We start from the raw sequence: 17153 nt of genomic DNA, 5'->3' as shown, positions 1-17153 counted from the left end.
TCGAGTTCGATATGAAAGATTTGAATCTGTCCGGGACGCAGTCCACCCCTTCCATCCTCACCGACCACAAGTCCGGTGTGCTGCGCATGGGAGGGGATTCCTATCCCGAGAACTCGTTCGAACTGTTCGGCCCCGTGCTCGAATGGGTGGAAACCTACCTCAAGGAAAGCGCGGAGCCGTTGCGCATCGAACTGGAACTGCTGTACCTGAATACCAGCAGCGTCAAGGCCGTGATGGAGATATTCGACCTGCTCGAGGCCGCCCACAACAAGGGCAGGGCGGTGTCGGTCGAATGGTTCTACGACACCCGCAACGAGCGCGTGGGTGAGCTGGCTGAAGAGTTCAAGGAAGATTGCACGTTTCCGTTTGCGGTGACAGGTCGGGAATGAAGCACAACCATGCCGATCTCGAACGGCGCGTCAGCGGCCTGCTGGCGGATCCTGCGCATGCCGGGCATCCGATGCGCCAGGCGCTGGACGATCTCTGGGAACATACCGCCGAGGTGCTGGAGCGCCTGGAACGCATCACGCAGCTGTCGGATGCCTTCCAGTCGATGGCGCGCGAACGCGAGATGGACGTGTGCCGGCGCTTCGACCGGCAATTGCGCAAGCTGCAGCGCATCGTGCGCATCTCCGACCATTACCAGAACATGATGCGCGAGCTGAACGCCGCGCTGAAAAGCGCGTCCATCCAGGATGAGCTGACCGGCCTGGCCAATCGCCGGGCCCTGATGGAAGTGTTGAAGGAAGAGACCGAGCGCGCCAGCCGCCACGACCGCCGTTTCGTGGTGGTGATGCTCGATCTGGACCATTTCAAGCAGATCAATGACAGATACGGCCACGACGTGGGTGATCGCGCGCTGATGGGCGTGTCGGGCCTGCTGCACGACGGCCTGCGGCAGTACGACGCGTGCGGCCGCTGGGGCGGCGACGAATTCCTGCTGCTGCTGCCGGAGGCCGGGCTGGAGGAAGCCCAGGCCATGCTCGAGCGCTTCGTGGCCCAGGTGCGCGCCCTGCGCATTCCCACGACCGGCGGCGACATCGGCTTGACGGTCAGCGTCGGCCTGGCCCAGTATCAGCCGGGGGAGACATTCAACGAAACGCTGACCCGTGCAGACCAGGCGCTGTATCGCGCCAAGCAGCTCGGCCGCGACTGCGTCGCGTCCATGCCGCCGGATCTGCTCCAGTTCGATTCGATCGCCCAGCGAGCGGAGTAGCCCGATGTCTCAAGAATTGAACATGGACGTGCCCTCTCGCGCAGACACCCTGCAATGGGGGGGCGACGCATATCTGCAGGCGCTGGATCGCTCGGTGCTCACATGCGATTTCGACGTCCGTGGCCAGGTCTTGCGGGCCAACGCCAACTTCCTGGCGCTGGTCGGCTACTCGCCCGGCGATGTCGACCTGCTGCGCCACGACATGCTTTGCGAGTCGGTGCACGACGGCAAGGCCGGCGTGGGCAGCGAGCGCCTCTGGACCCATCTGCGCCGCGGCCAGCCGTTCTCGGGCAACTGCAAGTTCCGCGCCCGCGACGGTTCGCCCATCTGGATAGAAGCCACGTATCTGCCGGTGCTGGAGGCCGACGGCACGGTCGGCCGCGTGTCCATCGTCGGGCGCAAGGCCATCGCCGACGCGGAGCGCCTGGAAGAGATCCGGTTGCTGCTGGGCGTCAATGACACTGGCAACGCCGTGGTGGTGTCCGGCGCCGATGGCCGCATCCTGTACGTCAGCGACAGCTTCCGCCGCATGTTCGGCTACACCGACGAAGAGGCGCGAAACCGCACGCTGGGCGAGGTGCTGGCGGGTTCGCGACCCGACCGCGCCACCATGGACGAGCTCGAGCGCCGCCTGGCCAACCCGGCTGGCTACCAGCGCGACCTGCTGGCCTATGATCGCAGCGGCAAGCCGCTGTGGGTCTCGGTAATGGCCAACCCGGTGTTCGACGACCGCGGCCAGCTGTGCAACGTGGTCGACGTGCTGGTCGACGTCACGCCCACCAAGGTGCATGACGTACCGCAGCGGCGCGTGCTGCAGGCCATGGTCAACGAGGTGTCGGTGGCCGAGGTCATGAGCATGGTCTGCCTCGAGGTCGAGCGCCTGGCTCCCGAGGTGGTCGCCAGCGTGCTGCGCGTCGACGCCCAGGGCTACCTGCGCCCGCTGGCCGGTCCCAGCCTGCCGCTGGCCTACCTGAACGCGCTGGACGGGCTGCCCATCGGGCCCGAGACCCTGTCCAGCGGCAGCGCGGCCTACCTGGGGCGGCCGGTCATGGTGCGCAACATCGTCACCGATCCGCTGTGGGCGGGGCATCGCCACCTGCCGCTGCCGCAAGACCTCGTGGCGTGCTGGTCCTCGCCGATCAAGTCCAGCGATGGCCAGGTGCTCGGCACCTTCGACCTGTATTTCCGCGAGCCGCGCTGGCCCGATGCCTTCCATCACCGCCTGGTCGGGGGCAGCGTCTACCTGTGCGCGCTGGCTCTCGAACGCGACGAGGCTCGTGCCCGCATCCGCCAACTGGCGTTCTACGACGAACTGACCGGCCTGCCCAACCGCAACCTGCTGCTGGCTCGCGCCCAGCAGGCGGTGTCGCACGTGGCCGCATCGGGCGGCGGCAAGCTGGCCGTGCTGTTCCTGGACATCGACCGCTTCAAGCAGATCAACGACACCCTCGGCCACCCGGTGGGCGATGCGCTGCTGCGCGAAGTGGCCGGTCGCCTGAGCCGGCTGGCGCGGCCGCGCGACGTGGTGGGGCGCCTGTCCAGCGATGAATTCGTGGTGGTCCATCCCGATTGCGAGGACGCCCGCCTGACGGCGGTGGCCGAACAGATGCTCGCCGCGCTGTCCGAGCCCTTTCACGCGGGCGAGGTCGCGCTCAAGCCGTCCGTCAGCATCGGCATCAGCGTCTATCCCGACAACGGCGAGGACATGGACACGCTGCTGCGCCACGCCGACCTGGCCATGTACCAGGCCAAGACCGCGGGGCGCGGCCGCATCTCGTTCTTCAGTCCCGAGATGAACCGCCAGGCGCACGAACGCATGGCCCTGGAAGCCGCGCTCGGCGACGCCCTGACCAACGGCACCCTGCACCTGCAATACCAGCCGCAGATCCGTCTCTCCGACGGCGAGCTGTACGGCGTCGAGGCGCTGGCGCGCTGGATTCATCCCGAGATGGGCGTGATCCCGCCCGCGCGCTTCGTGCCCCTGGCCGAAGAGTGCGGCCTGATCCACCAACTGGGCGTGTGGGCCATCCGCCAGGCCTGCGCGCAGCTGGCCGACTGGCGCATGGCCGGCGTGGCGGTACCGGCCGTCTCCGTCAACCTGTCGGCCACCAACTTCCACGATCCCGCCCTGACCGAGGTCATCGAGGAAGCGCTGGCCTACAACGGCCTGGCCGCACACGACCTCGTGCTCGAAATCACCGAGGGTGTGCTGCTGGACGCCACCCCCGATACGCTCAACACCATCTCGGCCCTGCACGCGCTAGGCATCCGCCTGTCGATGGACGATTTCGGCACGGGCTACTCCAGCCTGGGCCACCTGCGCCGCCTTGTGGTGGACGAACTCAAGCTGGACCGCAGCTTCGTGCTCGGCCTGGAAGGCGACGAGGCCGCCCGCGCCCTGACCAGCGCGGTCATCCGCATCGGCGAAAGCCTGAGCCTGCCGGTGGTGGCCGAGGGCGTCGAGAACGAGGAGCAGCGCCGCTTCCTGGTCGAACAGGGCTGCGCGGCGGCACAGGGATATCTGTTTTCCCCGGCCCTGCCCGCGCCCGAGTTCAGCGAGTGGCTGCGGGCGAGGCAGGTGGACTAGTTCTTCTCTGCTCCGCGCGCGATGGAAAGGACCGCCTTCGGGTGGTCTTTTCGTTTTTGGGGCGGTGAACATTGTTCCGTTGGATGTTTGCGCGGAGTGGCGTGCGTTGCTGCGGGTTGATTGATGGTTGGTGGCGCTGTATCGGGTTCTTCTGGCGCCGCGGACGTACCTGCGAAGTCTCGTACTCGCGCTGCCGCGCTCCGTGCGAGTCTTCTCCGGCACGTCCGCGGCTCGCATAAGAGCAATGCCGCGATACCGATCACAGTGCCCGTACTCGTGACGTGACTGCCTTCGTTCGGTGCCAAGCGCCGCGACGGCGGCTCACAGTGACGACAGGCGCACAGCAACGACCGGTACACCTCAACCGAGATCCTCCACGCATGGCGTACCGCAACCACCTCTCGCATGCCGCTTCAATGAGTCCTCGATCAGGGCTGCCCGCCCGTGACGGCCAATTGGAGAGAGGGCAGCCCCCGCAGGGGGCCGAGGGCGCCTGATGGCGCGCCCGAGCCGAACGACTTGGCCGGCGCGGGTGGGCAGCCCTGAGCGAGGACGCCCATCGAAGCGCCATCCGACGAGCCAGGCAACGGCCTATCCACCAAAAAAGAATCCCCCAGGGATTTCCCTGACGTAGAACACCGTATTGCACGCCCTTCGCCTTGCGGTATATAGTTCAAACCTAAACTATCTAGGTATATACCGTCCCTCGCCCGGCGTAACGTACGCCACTCCCGATGGGCACCACGGAGCGCGTCGCATCATGAAAATCGTATGCCTGGGCGGCGGTCCCGCCGGCCTGTACTTCGGCCTGCTGATGAAGCTGCAGAATCCCGCCAACGACGTCGTGGTGGTCGAGCGCAATCGTCCGTACGACACCTTCGGCTGGGGCGTCGTGTTCTCCGATGCCACCATGGAAAACCTGCGGCAGGCCGACCCGGTTTCCGCGCGCACCATCGGCGATGCGTTCAACCACTGGGACGACATCGACATCCACTTCAAGGGTCGCAGCATCCGCACCAGCGGCCACGGCTTCATCGGCATCGGGCGCAAGCACCTGCTCAACATCCTGCAGGCGCGCTGCGAAGAAGTCGGCGTCAAGCTCGTGTTCGAAACCTACGTGCAGGATGACCAGGCGCTGGCGCGCCAGTACGACGCCGACCTCGTGGTCGCGTCCGACGGCATCAACAGCGTCGTGCGCACCCGCTACGCCGACACCTTCCGTCCGGACATCGACCAGCGGCGCTGCCGTTTCGTGTGGCTGGGCACCACCAAGACGTTCGACGCCTTCACCTTCGCCTTCGTGCAGACCGAGCACGGCTGGTTCCAGGCGCACGCCTATCGCTTCGAAGACGGTTTGTCCACCTTCATCGTCGAGACCCCCGAAGAAACCTGGCAGGCCAGCGGCATCGAATCCATGAGCCAGGAAGAGGGCATCGCCTACTGCGAAAAGCTGTTCGCGCCCTGGCTGGACGGGCACAGGCTGATGAGCAACGCCTCGCACCTGCGCGGTTCGGCCATCTGGATCCGCTTTCCGCGCGTCATCTGTCACAACTGGGTCCACTGGAACACGCTGGACACCGATCGCGGCACGCGCAGCGTGCCCGTGGTGCTGATGGGCGATGCCGCGCACACCGCGCATTTCTCCATCGGTTCGGGCACCAAGCTGGCACTCGAAGACGCCATCGAACTGGCGCGCTGCCTGCAGACCGCGCTCGACCTGCCGGCGGGGCTGCAGCACTACGAACGGGTGCGCAGCGTCGAGGTACTGAAGATCCAGAACGCGGCGCGCAACTCCACCGAATGGTTCGAGAACGTGCAGCGCTACGCCGACCTGCCGCCCGAACAGTTCGCGTATTCGCTGCTGACGCGCTCGCAGCGCATCTCGCACGAAAACCTGCGGCTGCGCGACGCGGCCTGGCTCGAAGGCTATGAAGCCTGGATCGCACAGCACTCCGGCGCCGAGGCGGCGCCAGGCCGGCGTCCGCCGCTGCCCATGCTCACGCCCTACCAGGTGCGCGGCGTGCGGCTGCCCAACCGCGTGGTGGTGTCGCCCATGGCCATGTATTCGTGCCAGGACGGCGTGCCGGGCGAATTCCACCTGGTGCACCTGGGCGCCCGCGCGCTGGGCGGCGCCGGCCTGGTCATGGTCGAGATGACCTGCACCTCGCCCGACGCGCGCATCACCCCGGGGTGCCCCGGGCTGTGGAACGACGAACAGGCCGAGGCCTTCGCGCGCATCGTGCGCTTCGTGCACGGCAACAGCCAGGCGCGCATCGGCATGCAGCTCGGTCATGCCGGCCGCAAGGGTTCCACGCAGCTCGGCTGGCAGAAGATGGACCATCCGTTGCCCGAGGGCAACTGGCCGCTGCTGTCCGCCTCGGCTCTGCCCTACCTGCCCGGCATCTCGCAGACGCCGCGCGCCATGACGCGCGCAGACATGGACCGCGTGCGCGACGACTTCGTCGCCGCGGCCAGGCGCGCCGCCCAGGCTGGATTCGACTGGCTCGAACTGCACTGCGCGCACGGCTATCTGCTGTCCAGCTTCATCTCTCCGGTCACCAACCAGCGCGACGACGAGTACGGCGGCAGCCTGGCCAACCGGCTGCGCTATCCGCTCGAGGTCTTCCGCGCCGTGCGCGCCGTGTGGCCCCAAGACCTTCCCATGTCGGTCCGCATCTCGGCGCACGACTGGGTAGAGGGCGGCATCGACGGCGACGATGCGGTGGAAATCGCGCGGGCCTTCAAGGCCGCGGGTGCCGACATGATCGACTGCTCGTCCGGCCAGGTCAGCCCCGACCAGCAGCCCGTGTACGGCCGCATGTACCAGACGCCGTTCGCCGACCGCGTGCGCAACGAGGCGGGCATCCCCACCATCGCCGTGGGCGCCATCTTCGAGGCGGACCACGTCAACGGCATCATCGCCTCCGGTCGCGCCGACCTGTGCGCACTGGCCCGCCCGCACCTGGCCGATGCGTCATGGACCCTGCGCGAAGCGGCGCGCGTGGGCTTTCGCGGCATCGACTGGCCGCAGCAGTACGCGGCTGGCAAGCGCCAGCTCGAAACCAACTTCGAACGCGCCGCCAGCATGGCGCAACAGGACGCCAAATGAATCCGACTCCGCAACCCCTGGCTGGCCGCCACGCGCTGGTCACCGGCGCCGCCCGCGGCATCGGCCTGTCGTGCGCCCGCGCGCTGCTGGCGCGCGGCGCGGCCGTCACGCTGCTGGGCCGTGACGCGGACTCCCTGCGGGCGGCGGCCGACGGGCTAGGCCCCTCGGATCGCGTCGCGGTAGCCAGCGCCGATGTCGCCGATCCCGCCGCCGTGCAGGCAGCGTTCGCGCAGGCGGCGCAGCGTCATGGTCCCATCCACGTCCTGGTCAACAATGCCGGGCAGGCGGTCAGCCAGCGCTTCGACCGCACCGACGCCGCGCTGTGGCAGACCATGCTCGACGTCAACCTGGGCGGCACCTTCCACTGCATGCAGGCCGCGTTGCCCGGCATGCTGGAGCAGGGCTGGGGCCGCATCATCAATGTGGCCAGCACGGCCGGCCTGGTGGGCTACGCCTACGTCAGCGCCTATTGCGCGGCCAAGCATGGGGTCATCGGCCTGACGCGCGCCGTCGCGCTCGAAACCGCGCGCAAGGGCGTCACCGTCAACGCCGTGTGCCCCGGCTTTACCGAAACCGACATCGTGCGCGTTGCGGTCGCCAACATCATGCAGAAAACCGGCATGGGCGAGGCCGACGCGCGCGCCAAGCTGGCCGAACGCAATCCGCAGGGTCGGTTGGTCGATCCCGACGAGGTGGCCGAAACCGTCGCATGGCTGGCGCTGCCCGCGTCGGCGTCCATCAACGGCCAGGCCATCGCCGTGGACGGGGGCGAAGTGGCTTCGTAGGCGTCGTGCCGCCCCCTCCATCCCGCAGACCCGCCCGCCATCCAGCCTGCCATCCAATCCGATACACCGCCGGCCCACGACAGATCAAAGGAGACGACACGCATGTCCGCAGACACCGAACACACCATGAAGCACCACAAGCGTCCGTATGCCGGCTATTCGGCCCGTACGTTCCTGTGGCAGGCGTCGGATGATGGCAAGGTCGGCACCATCACGCTGAACCGGCCCGATCGCAAGAACCCGTTGACCTTCGATTCGTACGCCGAGCTGCGCGACCTGTTCCGCGGCCTGGTCTACGCCACGGATATCAAGGTGGTCGTCATCACGGGCGCGGGCGGCAACTTCTGCTCGGGCGGCGACGTGCACGAGATCATCGGGCCGCTTACCAGGATGAGCATGCCCGAGCTGCTCGACTTCACGCGCATGACCGGCGACCTGGTCAAGGCCATGCGCGCCTGCCCGCAGCCCATCGTGGCGGCGGTGGACGGCGTGTGCGCCGGGGCGGGCGCCATGGTGGCGCTGGCCTCCGACATGCGGCTGGGCACGCCGTCCGCGCGCACGGCCTTCCTGTTCACGCGAGTGGGCCTGGCCGGCGCCGACATGGGCGCCTGCACGCTGTTGCCGCGCATGATAGGGCAGGGCCGCGCCAGCGAGCTGCTGTACACCGGCCGCGCCATGAGCGCCGACGAGGGCCTGCAGTGGGGCTTCTTCAACGCGCTGCACGAGCCGCAGGCGCTGGGCGAGGCGGCGGCGCAGCTGGCCGCCCAACTGGCCGCGGGGCCCACCTTCGCCCACGGCGTCACCAAGAAGCTCCTGCACCAAGAGTGGAACATGGGCGTGGACGAGGCCATCGAGGCCGAAGCCGAGGCGCAGGCCATCTGCATGCAGACGCGCGACTTCCACCGCGCCTACGAGGCCTTCGTCAACAAGCGCAAGCCCGAGTTCGCCGGAGACTGAGCCATGCGCGACGCTTCCTGGCTGGACTGGCCCTTCTTCGACGACAGCCACCGCGCCATGGCGCACGAGCTCGATGCCTGGTGCGGCCAGGCGCTGGCCGACATCGACCACCACGACACCGATGCGGCCTGCCGCGGCCTGGTGCGGGCGCTGGGCCAGGCGGGCTGGCTGCGCTATTGCGTGGCCGCCGGACCCGACGGCGCCTGGGGCGGCAAGCTGCCCCAGGTGGATTCGCGGTCGGTGTGCATCCTGCGCGAGACGCTGGCCCGGCACGAGGGGCTGGCCGATTTCGCCTGCGCCATGCAGGGACTGGGCAGCGGCGCCATCTCGCTGATGGGTTCGGAAGACCTGCGTCGCCAGTACCTGCCCAAGGTGGCGCGCGGCGAGGCCATCGCGGCCTTCGCGCTGTCCGAACCCGAGGCCGGCTCCGACGTGGCCGCGATGGCCTGCGAGGCGCGCGCCGACGGCGACGCCTATGTGCTCAATGGCGAGAAGACCTGGATTTCCAACGGCGGCATCGCCGACTTCTACTGCGTGTTCGTCCGCACCGGCGAGGCGCCGGGGGCACGCGGCATCAGCGCGTTCGTGGTCGATGCCGACACCCCCGGCTTCGAGATCGCCGAACGCTTCGACCTGATGGCGCCGCACCCGCTGGCACGGCTGCGTTTCGACAATTGCCGCATTCCGGCCAGCCAGCGGCTGGGCGAGCCCGGCCAGGGCTTCAAGCTCGCCATGATGACGCTGGACATCTTCCGCGCCTCGGTGGCTGCCGCCGCACTGGGCTTTGCCCGGCGCGCGCTGGACGAAGCCTTGGCCCGGGCGCGCGGCCGCCGCATGTTCGGCCAGACGCTGGCCGACCTTCAGCTGACTCAGGCGGCGCTGGGCGACATGGACACCGCCATCGACGCGGCGGCGCTGCTGACCTATCGCGCGGCATGGCTGCGCGACGTCAAGGGCGCGCGCACCACGCGCGAGGCGGCCATGGCCAAGATGGCGGCCACCGAATCCGCCCAGTCGGTCATCGATCGCGCGCTGCAGATGTTCGGCGGCGCCGGCGTGGTGTCCGGCCAGCCGGTCGAAAAGCTCTACCGCGAGATCCGCGCGCTGCGCATCTACGAAGGCGCCACCGAGGTGCAGAAGCTGATCATCGCAAGGGAACTGCTCAAGACTTGAATACGGCTGTACCGACAACAAGGGGAATCACCATGGAAGCATCCGCGCACGTCGACACCTTCGCCAGAGACCACCTGCCGCCGCCCGACCAGTGGCCCGAGTTGCTGCTGGACGGGCCCGACGTAGCCTATCCCGCGCGTTTCAATTGCACGGTGGAACTGGTCGACGCGATGGCCAGGGGCGGACACGGCGATCGCGTGGCGCTGCGCTGGCTGTCCGAGGCCGGGCCGGCCTCGATGACCTACGAAGAACTTCGCATCCTGACCAACCGCATCGCCCACGTGCTGGTGGACGACATGGGCCTGGTGCCGGGCAACCGCGTGCTGCTGCGCGGGCCCAACAATCCCATGATGGCAGCCTCGTGGCTGGCGGCCATCAAGGCCGGCCTGGTCACCGTGCCCACCATGCCGCTGCTGCGCGCCAAGGAACTGCACCAGATCATCGAAAAGGCGCAGGTGCAGGCCGTGCTGTGCGATGCCCGCCTGAAGGACGAGGCCCTGTTCTGCAAACAGGACGGACACGAGCACCATTGCGACAGGCTGGGTCCGGTGATGCTGTTCAACGACCCGGCGCCGGATGCGCTGGACGCGCTGGCGGCCGCCAAGCCCTCGGAGTTCCAGGCGTGCGACACCGCGGCCGACGACGTGTGCCTGATCGCCTTTACCAGCGGCACCACGGGCGCGCCCAAGGGATGCATGCATTTCCACCGCGACGTGCTGGCCATGTGCGACCTGTTTCCGCGCCACGTCATCCGCCCCACGGCCGACGACGTGTTCTGCGGCACGCCGCCGCTGGCCTTCACGTTCGGCCTGGGCGGGCTGCTGTGCTTTCCGCTGCGCGCCGGCGCCAGCGTGGTGCTGGCCGAAAAGCTGTCGCCAGACCTGCTGCTGCAGACCATCCAGCATTTCCGCGCCACCATCGTCTTCACCGCGCCGACCTTCTATCGCCAGATGGCGGCGCTGGCCGACAAGTACGACCTGTCGTCGCTGAAGAAAAGCGTGTCGGCCGGCGAGGCCCTGCCGGACGCCACGCGCCAGCTGTGGAAGCGCGCCACGGGCATCGAGATGATCGACGGCATCGGCGGCACCGAGATGATCCACGTGTTCGTCTCCAGCCCGCCCGAGAGCGTGCGGCCCGGCGCCATCGGCAAGGTCGTTCCCGGCTACGTGGCGCAGGTCGTGGACGACGAGATGCGCCCCGTGCCCAATGGCACGCCCGGCCGGCTGGCCGTGCGCGGCCCCACCGGCTGCCGCTACCTGGCCGACGACCGCCAGCGCAAGTTCGTGCAGCAGGGCTGGAATCTGCCTGGCGACACGTTCATCCAGGATGACGACGGCTACCTGTTCTACCAGGCGCGCAACGACGACATGATCATCTCGGCCGGCTACAACATCGCCGGCCCCGAGGTGGAAGACGCGCTGCTGCGCCACGAGGCCGTGGCCGAGTGCGGTGTGGTGGGCATGCCCGACGACGAGCGCGGCCAGCTGGTGAAGGCCTTCGTGGTGCTCAAGCCCGGCCGCAACGGGTCGCCCGAACTGGCGGCCGCGCTGCAGGAGTTCGTGAAGTCCACCATCGCGCCCTACAAGTATCCGCGCGCGATTGAGTTCGTCGCTTCGCTGCCGCGCACCGAAACCGGCAAGCTGCAGCGCTTCGCGCTGCGCCAGATGGCGGGGAAGTAGCATGGCGGCGCCGTTCGTAAGCCAGGTCGAGGTGCGGTTTCGCCATTGCGATCCGGCGGGCATCGTGTTCTATCCGCGCTACTTCGAGATGATCAACGATTTCGTCGAAGAGTGGTTCGACAAGGGCATGGGGCTGCCATTCCACACGCTGCACGTCGAACAGCACGTGGGCACGCCGCTGGCCTCGGTGCAGTGCGATTTCAGCGCACCCAGCCGCTGGCACGAAAAACTGCGCCAGGTGCTGGCGGTGCGGCGCATCGGCGGGGCTTCGTTCCGGGCCGAGGTGCGCTTCGAAGGGGAGGACGGTCAGCTGCGCCTGTCGGCGCTGCTGACCATCGTGACGGTGGACTTGCGCACCATGCGATCCATGCCGCTGCCGCAGGCGCTGCGCGATCGCATGGCGGCGTACCTGCTGCCGCAGGACTGAGGTTTTCTACAAAAGGATGATGAACATGAAGATTCTGCAACCGCCCGACTGGATGCCGCCGCGCGGCTATTCCAACGGCATGCTGGTCGAGATGGGGCCGGGCACGCGCCTGGTGTTCGTGGGGGGGCAGATCGGCTGGAACGGACAGCAGCAGTTCGAGACCGACGATTTCGCGCTGCAGGTGCGCCAGACCCTGGCGAACATCGTGGCCGTGCTGGCCGAGGGCGGCGCCCGGCCCGAGCACATCGTGCGCATGACCTGGTACGTGAAGAACAAGCAGGAATACGTGGCCGCCTATCCCGAGATCGGCAAGCACTACCGCGAACTGATCGGACGGCACTATCCGTCCATGACGGCCGTCGAAGTGGCGGACCTGGTCGAGGATCGGGCAAAAGTCGAGATCGAGGTCACCGCGGCCGTGCCGGCCGCCTGAACGTCGCCGCTGCTCATCGCGCCGTACCGGTTTTTCCGGTACTTTTGACTTGTCCGCAGGCGACCCCGGTTTCCGGGGTCCACTTCGGGGGCAAGCGATGAAGCAACTATCGACGGTGTTCACCGCCGAGCGTCGACACCTGCTCGAAATCATCGACGGCCTGGTCGAAGGCATACTGCTGCTCGACCTGAATCGTCATATCGCCTGGGCCAACGATACCGCGCTGGCCATGCATGGAGCGGTCCGGCTGGCCGACCTGGGCGGCACGGCTGCCGGCTATCGCAAGGCCTATACGCTGCGCTATCGCAATCAGCGCAAGCTGCTGGCCAGCCAGTATCCGATCGACCGCGCGCTGGCGGGCGAGCCGTTCAAGGACGTGGTGGTGGAGGTCGCCAAGCGCAATGCGGACTTCTGCCGCGTCCATCAAGTACGAAACCTCGTGCTGAACGACGCGCAGGGCCTGCCGGAAGGCGCAGCTCTCATCCTGCTGGACGTCACCGAGCGGTATGGCGCGGAGGAGCGCTTCGAGAAGACCTTCAACGCCAACCCCGCTCCCGCGCTGATCTGTTCGCTGCACGACATGCGCTACGTCAAGGTGAACCAGGGCTTTCTGCACATGACCGGATACGCGCGACAGGACGTCTTGGGGCACAGTGTGAGCGAAGTGGACGTGCTGGGCGATGCCCCGCAGCGCGACGAAGCCGCGCTGCGCCTGAAAGAAGGCCGCACCATCGCGCAGATGGAAACCTGCATACGCTTGCCGAACGGCGCGGACAAGCTCGTCGTCGTCGCCGGGCAGCCCATCGAGATCGGCGAGATGCCGTGCATGCTTTTCACCTTCAATGATCTCGAGCCTCGCCGGCGGGCCGAGAACGCGCTGCGCGACAGCGAGGAACGTTTTTCTAAGGCGTTTCGCCTGGCGCCGGTTCCCATGGTGTTCAGCACAACCGAAGGCCGGGTGGTCGAGGTGAACGACGCGTTCGTCGAAACCACCGGCTACACGGTGGAGATTCTCCAGGAACTCGGCGCCCCGCTGGCCCGCTTGTGCAGCGACCCCGCCAGCTGCGAGGCGATGATGCGCAAGCTCGCCGCCGGCGCCGGCATGCGCGGCGAGGAAATGCAGCTGCGTACCCACGATGGCGTGTTGCTGGATTGCATGGTCTCGGCCGACACGGTGGTCATCCAGGGCCAGCAGTGCATTCTGTGCGTGATCCAGGACCTTACCGAGCGCAAGCGCAGCGAGACGGAGCTGATGGCGGCCATCGAAGCGGTGATGCAGGACACGTCGTGGTTCAGCCACACCGTGATCGAGAAACTGGCCCAGATCCGGCAGCCGCAGGGTGCGTCCGGGCCGGATACGCGTCTGGCGGACCTTACGCCGCGCGAGCGCGAAATCCTGGGCCTCATGTGTCAGGGCCTCGACGATCCGGGCATCGCGCAGGCGCTCAGCGTCTCGCGCCACACCGTGCGCAACCACGTCGCCTCGCTCTACAACAAGCTGCAGGTGCACCGGCGCAGCGCAGCCATCGTCTGGGCGCGCGAGCGGGGGATCGTCGGATACGACAAGCCGGCGCGGCGCCGCCGTACGGAACAGTAACGCCGTACTAGACGAATTAGTATTTCTGTCGCTTATATCCGATCCCTCTCCCTGCCATAGTGAAGTCGTCCGGCCCCGCTTCCGGCAAGCATGCGAAGCCCGCGCACGGACGCTCGAACGCTTCATCAAGGAGGGAGATCATGGACAACGACCGCATCAAGGGCGCCGCCAAGGAAGTGAAAGGCTCCATCAAGGAGGCGGCCGGCAAGGTCACCGGCAGCCGCCGCACCGAAGCCGAAGGACAGGCCGAGAAGGGAATGGGCAAAGTCCAGCGCAACGTCGGCGAAGCCAAGGACCATGCGCGCGATGCCGTGAAAGGCAAACCGTGATCCGTCCGGCGCCTGACGGCTTGGCCGTGCGCGGATCTTCCGCGCACGGATGTCAACGAAGAAAGGACATGCGATGCAGAACATTCAGCCTACCTCTGTTGGATCGATGCCTCCCGCCGGCGTGGCGGCTTCGGATGTGGCCGTTTCCTGGGGCGCGATCTTCGCCGGCGCGGTCATCGCGATAGCGACCTCGGCGATGTTGGTAACGGGCGGGACGGGACTGGGCTTCCTGTCCATGTCTCCGTGGCAGGACGAAGGCGCGTCGGGCGAGGCGCTGGCCATCGGCACGGTCATCTGGCTGCTGTTCAGCCAGATCGTCGCATATGGCCTGGGCGGCTACGTCGCCGGCAGGCTGCGCGCCAAATGGCATGACGCTCCGGGACACGAAGTGCACTTCCGCGATACCGCGCACGGTTTCGCGGTGTGGGCACTGAGCGCGCTCGTCGCGATGACGCTGCTGGGCTCCACGGTGGCGTCGGTGGTCTCCGGAACGGCCAAGATGGGCGCCCAGTTGGCCGGCGCGGGCGCGGGAGCGATGACCGCGGCCGTGGGCGGCGCGGCGGCCGGAGGCGCCGCTTCCGGCGATGGCATGCCCTCAGTGGACTATTTCACCGATGCGCTGCTGCGGCCCGACACTCCGTCGCCAGCCACCGGGCAGGGCGATGTCCGCCAGGAGGTCTCGCGCATCCTCACGCGCAGCGCCACGCAGGGCGAACTGACCGAGGCGGATCGGAACTATCTGGTGAAGTTGATCTCGCAGCGTACCGGCGTGGATGAAGCCACCGCCCAGCAGCGGATCAAGCAGATAGCGGACGAGGTTCGCAAGACGGTCGACGAGACGACACAGAAGGCCCGCGAGGCCGCCGATACGGCGCGCAAGGCCGCGGCCGCGTTCGCGCTATGGGCGTTTGCTTCGCTGCTGGTCGGTGCGTTCGTCTCGATATTCGCGGCCGCCATGGGCGGACGCGCGCGCGAGCGCTCTTTCTGAAGCGCAGCCAGCGCCCGGGCTCGCGGCATGCATGGGTGCCCGAGCCCTGGCGCGGTATTTACCGGATGACGATCTCGCCGTTCTCGAGGCCGGCGCGTCCGCCGATCTGGTCTTCGATGAACTCGGTGCGGCGGCCCGCGATGAACAGCTTCACGCCGCCGTAGAAGCGCTTCTTGGCCGTGATGGTGGCCGTCAGCAGCGGCAGCAGGTCGCGTTGCAGCTGCTCTTCGCGCTGATGCAGGTCGTGCAGCCCCGCGAGCACTTGGTCCAGCGTGTTGCGGGCGCGGTCGCCCACCCCGTTGACGTTCTTGTGCGGGTTGGCCTGCAGGAACAGCACCAGCTTTTCCAGCTTGTCCTTCTTGTCTTCCAGGTCGCGGCGTTCTTCGGCCAGCGCCGCGCGCTTGGCGCCGGCGTGCGGGTCGTGCCCCACGCGCACTTCGGTGGGCGCGCCCGCCATGGAACCCAGAGAGCCCGACTGCACCGACTTCAACGCGTGTATCTCGCCACCCGTGATGACGCCCTGCTGCGATCCGGGCGGGCCCACCAGCACGCTTTCGCCCGCGCTGATGGTGCATAGGCGGATTTCGCGTTCGACGGCCACGTTCTTGCCCGCGCTGATCTCGGCGTTGGCGATGTAGCGCGCCTTGACCGTGCCGCTGCAGGTGATGCGCGCGTGGCGATTGTTGCCGCGCGCATCGCGCACGAAGCTGTCGGCCATGCCGACGATGCCGCCGTTGACGGTGATGTTGCCGCCGGCATGCACGTGCGCGGCTTCGATGGTGCCGTTGACCAGCACGTCGCCCGTGACGCGCACCAGCATGCCCATCGTGATGTCGCCCTTCACGCGCAGGGTGCCGTCGAACTCGATGTTGCCCGAGGTCAGGTCGACCGCGTCGACCTCGACCAGCGAGTTCACCAGCACGCCCTGCGGCACCACCATGGGCACGCCGGCAATGGCGGCCAGCAGCAGGTCGGGATCGTCGGGCGCGGTTTCCACGCCGGAGAGGTTCGAAGCGAACGGCACGTCGGGCAGGGGCGGCGGCTCGATCGCGCGTCCCAGCACGTCTTCGCCGGGCTCGCCGGGAATGGTGGGGATGCGGCGCATCAGCGGCTCGCCCGGCGCCACCAGCGTCAGGTTGCCCATGTTGCGGTAGTCGATCACCGCGTTCTCGTCGTCTTCCTGCTGGCGCTCGGTGAGTGCGTCCAGCAGGCTTTCGAAGTGCCCCAGGCGGCCCGGGGTAGGGGGGCGGCCTTCGGCGATGATTTCGTTCTGGCATTCGCCCCGGGCGACGGCCGCGCGCAGCACGTCGTCCTTGATGCCGGATACGATGCCGCGCGCCCCGAGGGTGTCGCGCACGGCCTCTTCGGTGACCGGATTGCCGCCGCGCGGCGGCGTGATGGTAAGCAGCGCGGACATCAGGTCGGGCGTGACGTCGAGCTCGAACGAACCATGGACGACGATGGCGCCGACCGCCAGGCGTACGCTGCCGTCCGCCTCGCGGCAGGCGCTGAGGAAGGATTCGACGAGATCGTCGTCGAGCACTTCGGGATCCCAGCCCTGCGCCTCGACCGCCGCGACCAGCGCTTCTCGCGTGGGCGGTGTCGGATCGACGCCGTCCGGCTGATAGATGGCCGACAAGGCCTGCGTGGCCTCATCAACGACCAGCTGGATCGGGTTTTCGGCAGACATGGAGTCCTCTCCTTCAGAGAACGGGAGCCCGGCTCATGCGCGCAAAGCCACGCGCACGGCGACGATCAGTGCGGAAATAAATAGAAATATCAAGACATATTACGCGAAGATCGACGTCGCGTGTACGGGAAGAGGCCGGAAAATGCCGCCTATCTTGCTGATATCGCTCGTGAAATGAGCAGG

General features: G+C 67.6%; 14 protein-coding genes. 13 read left to right on the top strand and 1 reads right to left on the bottom strand.

The genetic code is table 11. From position 1 onward, the window contains the following. Positions 1-11 precede the first annotated feature (11 nt). The 13 genes from siaC to CAL15_RS21110 all read left to right on the top strand — a co-directional run bounded on the left by siaC (position 12) and on the right by CAL15_RS21110 (position 15280). On the top strand, positions 12-389 hold the full coding sequence (gene siaC / locus CAL15_RS21170; RefSeq protein ID WP_086080295.1) for a biofilm regulation phosphoprotein SiaC: 378 nt from the start codon (positions 12-14) through the stop codon (positions 387-389). Beyond that, on the top strand, positions 386-1216 hold the full coding sequence (siaD, locus tag CAL15_RS21165; protein ID WP_086080294.1) for a biofilm regulation diguanylate cyclase SiaD: 831 nt from the start codon (positions 386-388) through the stop codon (positions 1214-1216). Before siaC ends, siaD begins: the two co-directional genes overlap by 4 nt. A gap of 4 nt (positions 1217-1220) precedes the next feature. Further along, the gene (locus tag CAL15_RS21160) at positions 1221-3803 is read left to right on the top strand and encodes a sensor domain-containing protein (protein WP_086080293.1); all 2583 of its coding nucleotides are present in this window, start codon (positions 1221-1223) and stop codon (positions 3801-3803) included. 760 nt (positions 3804-4563) lie between these two features. Beyond that, positions 4564-6912, top strand: a complete 2349-nt coding sequence (locus CAL15_RS21155) for a bifunctional salicylyl-CoA 5-hydroxylase/oxidoreductase (RefSeq protein WP_086080292.1) — start codon at positions 4564-4566, stop codon at positions 6910-6912. After that, a complete protein-coding gene (locus CAL15_RS21150; protein WP_086080291.1) occupies positions 6909-7697 on the top strand; it encodes an SDR family NAD(P)-dependent oxidoreductase in 789 nt (262 codons plus the stop codon). The genes CAL15_RS21155 and CAL15_RS21150 overlap by 4 nt, the downstream gene beginning before the upstream one ends. A 102-nt stretch (positions 7698-7799) precedes the next feature. Further along, on the top strand, positions 7800-8654 hold the full coding sequence (locus CAL15_RS21145) for an enoyl-CoA hydratase family protein (protein WP_086080290.1): 855 nt from the start codon (positions 7800-7802) through the stop codon (positions 8652-8654). Between the two features lie 3 nt (positions 8655-8657). Further along, positions 8658-9827, top strand: a complete 1170-nt coding sequence (locus tag CAL15_RS21140; protein ID WP_086080289.1) for an acyl-CoA dehydrogenase family protein — start codon at positions 8658-8660, stop codon at positions 9825-9827. Positions 9828-9859: 32 nt separating this feature from the next. Then, positions 9860-11506 (top strand): AMP-binding protein, encoded by a 1647-nt coding sequence (locus tag CAL15_RS21135; protein ID WP_086080288.1) that lies wholly within the window; start codon positions 9860-9862, stop codon positions 11504-11506. Between the two features lies 1 nt (position 11507). Then, positions 11508-11933, top strand: coding sequence for an acyl-CoA thioesterase (locus CAL15_RS21130; protein ID WP_086080287.1), 426 nt, complete (start codon positions 11508-11510; stop codon positions 11931-11933). A gap of 25 nt (positions 11934-11958) precedes the next feature. Further along, positions 11959-12366, top strand: coding sequence for a RidA family protein (locus tag CAL15_RS21125; RefSeq protein ID WP_086081226.1), 408 nt, complete (start codon positions 11959-11961; stop codon positions 12364-12366). Between the two features lie 97 nt (positions 12367-12463). Then, positions 12464-13963 carry a helix-turn-helix transcriptional regulator gene (locus tag CAL15_RS21120; protein ID WP_086080286.1) on the top strand — a complete coding sequence of 500 codons (1500 nt, stop codon included), beginning with the start codon at positions 12464-12466 and terminating at the stop codon, positions 13961-13963. A 140-nt stretch (positions 13964-14103) separates the two neighbouring features. Then, on the top strand, positions 14104-14292 hold the full coding sequence (locus tag CAL15_RS21115) for a CsbD family protein (RefSeq protein WP_086080285.1): 189 nt from the start codon (positions 14104-14106) through the stop codon (positions 14290-14292). Between the two features lie 73 nt (positions 14293-14365). Further along, the gene (locus tag CAL15_RS21110) at positions 14366-15280 is read left to right on the top strand and encodes a hypothetical protein (RefSeq protein ID WP_232468053.1); all 915 of its coding nucleotides are present in this window, start codon (positions 14366-14368) and stop codon (positions 15278-15280) included. A 58-nt stretch (positions 15281-15338) separates the two neighbouring features. Here the strand turns inward: CAL15_RS21110 and CAL15_RS21105 are convergent, their stop codons facing one another. After that, a complete protein-coding gene (locus CAL15_RS21105; protein ID WP_086080283.1) occupies positions 15339-16970 on the bottom strand; it encodes a DUF342 domain-containing protein in 1632 nt (543 codons plus the stop codon). Between the last annotated feature and the right edge of the window lie 183 nt (positions 16971-17153).

This window comes from Bordetella genomosp. 13 (assembly GCF_002119665.1).
Taxonomy (GTDB): domain Bacteria; phylum Pseudomonadota; class Gammaproteobacteria; order Burkholderiales; family Burkholderiaceae_B; genus Bordetella.
The sequence above is the reverse complement of the archived record's forward strand: the minus strand, read 5'-3'. Positions and strand labels throughout refer to the sequence as shown.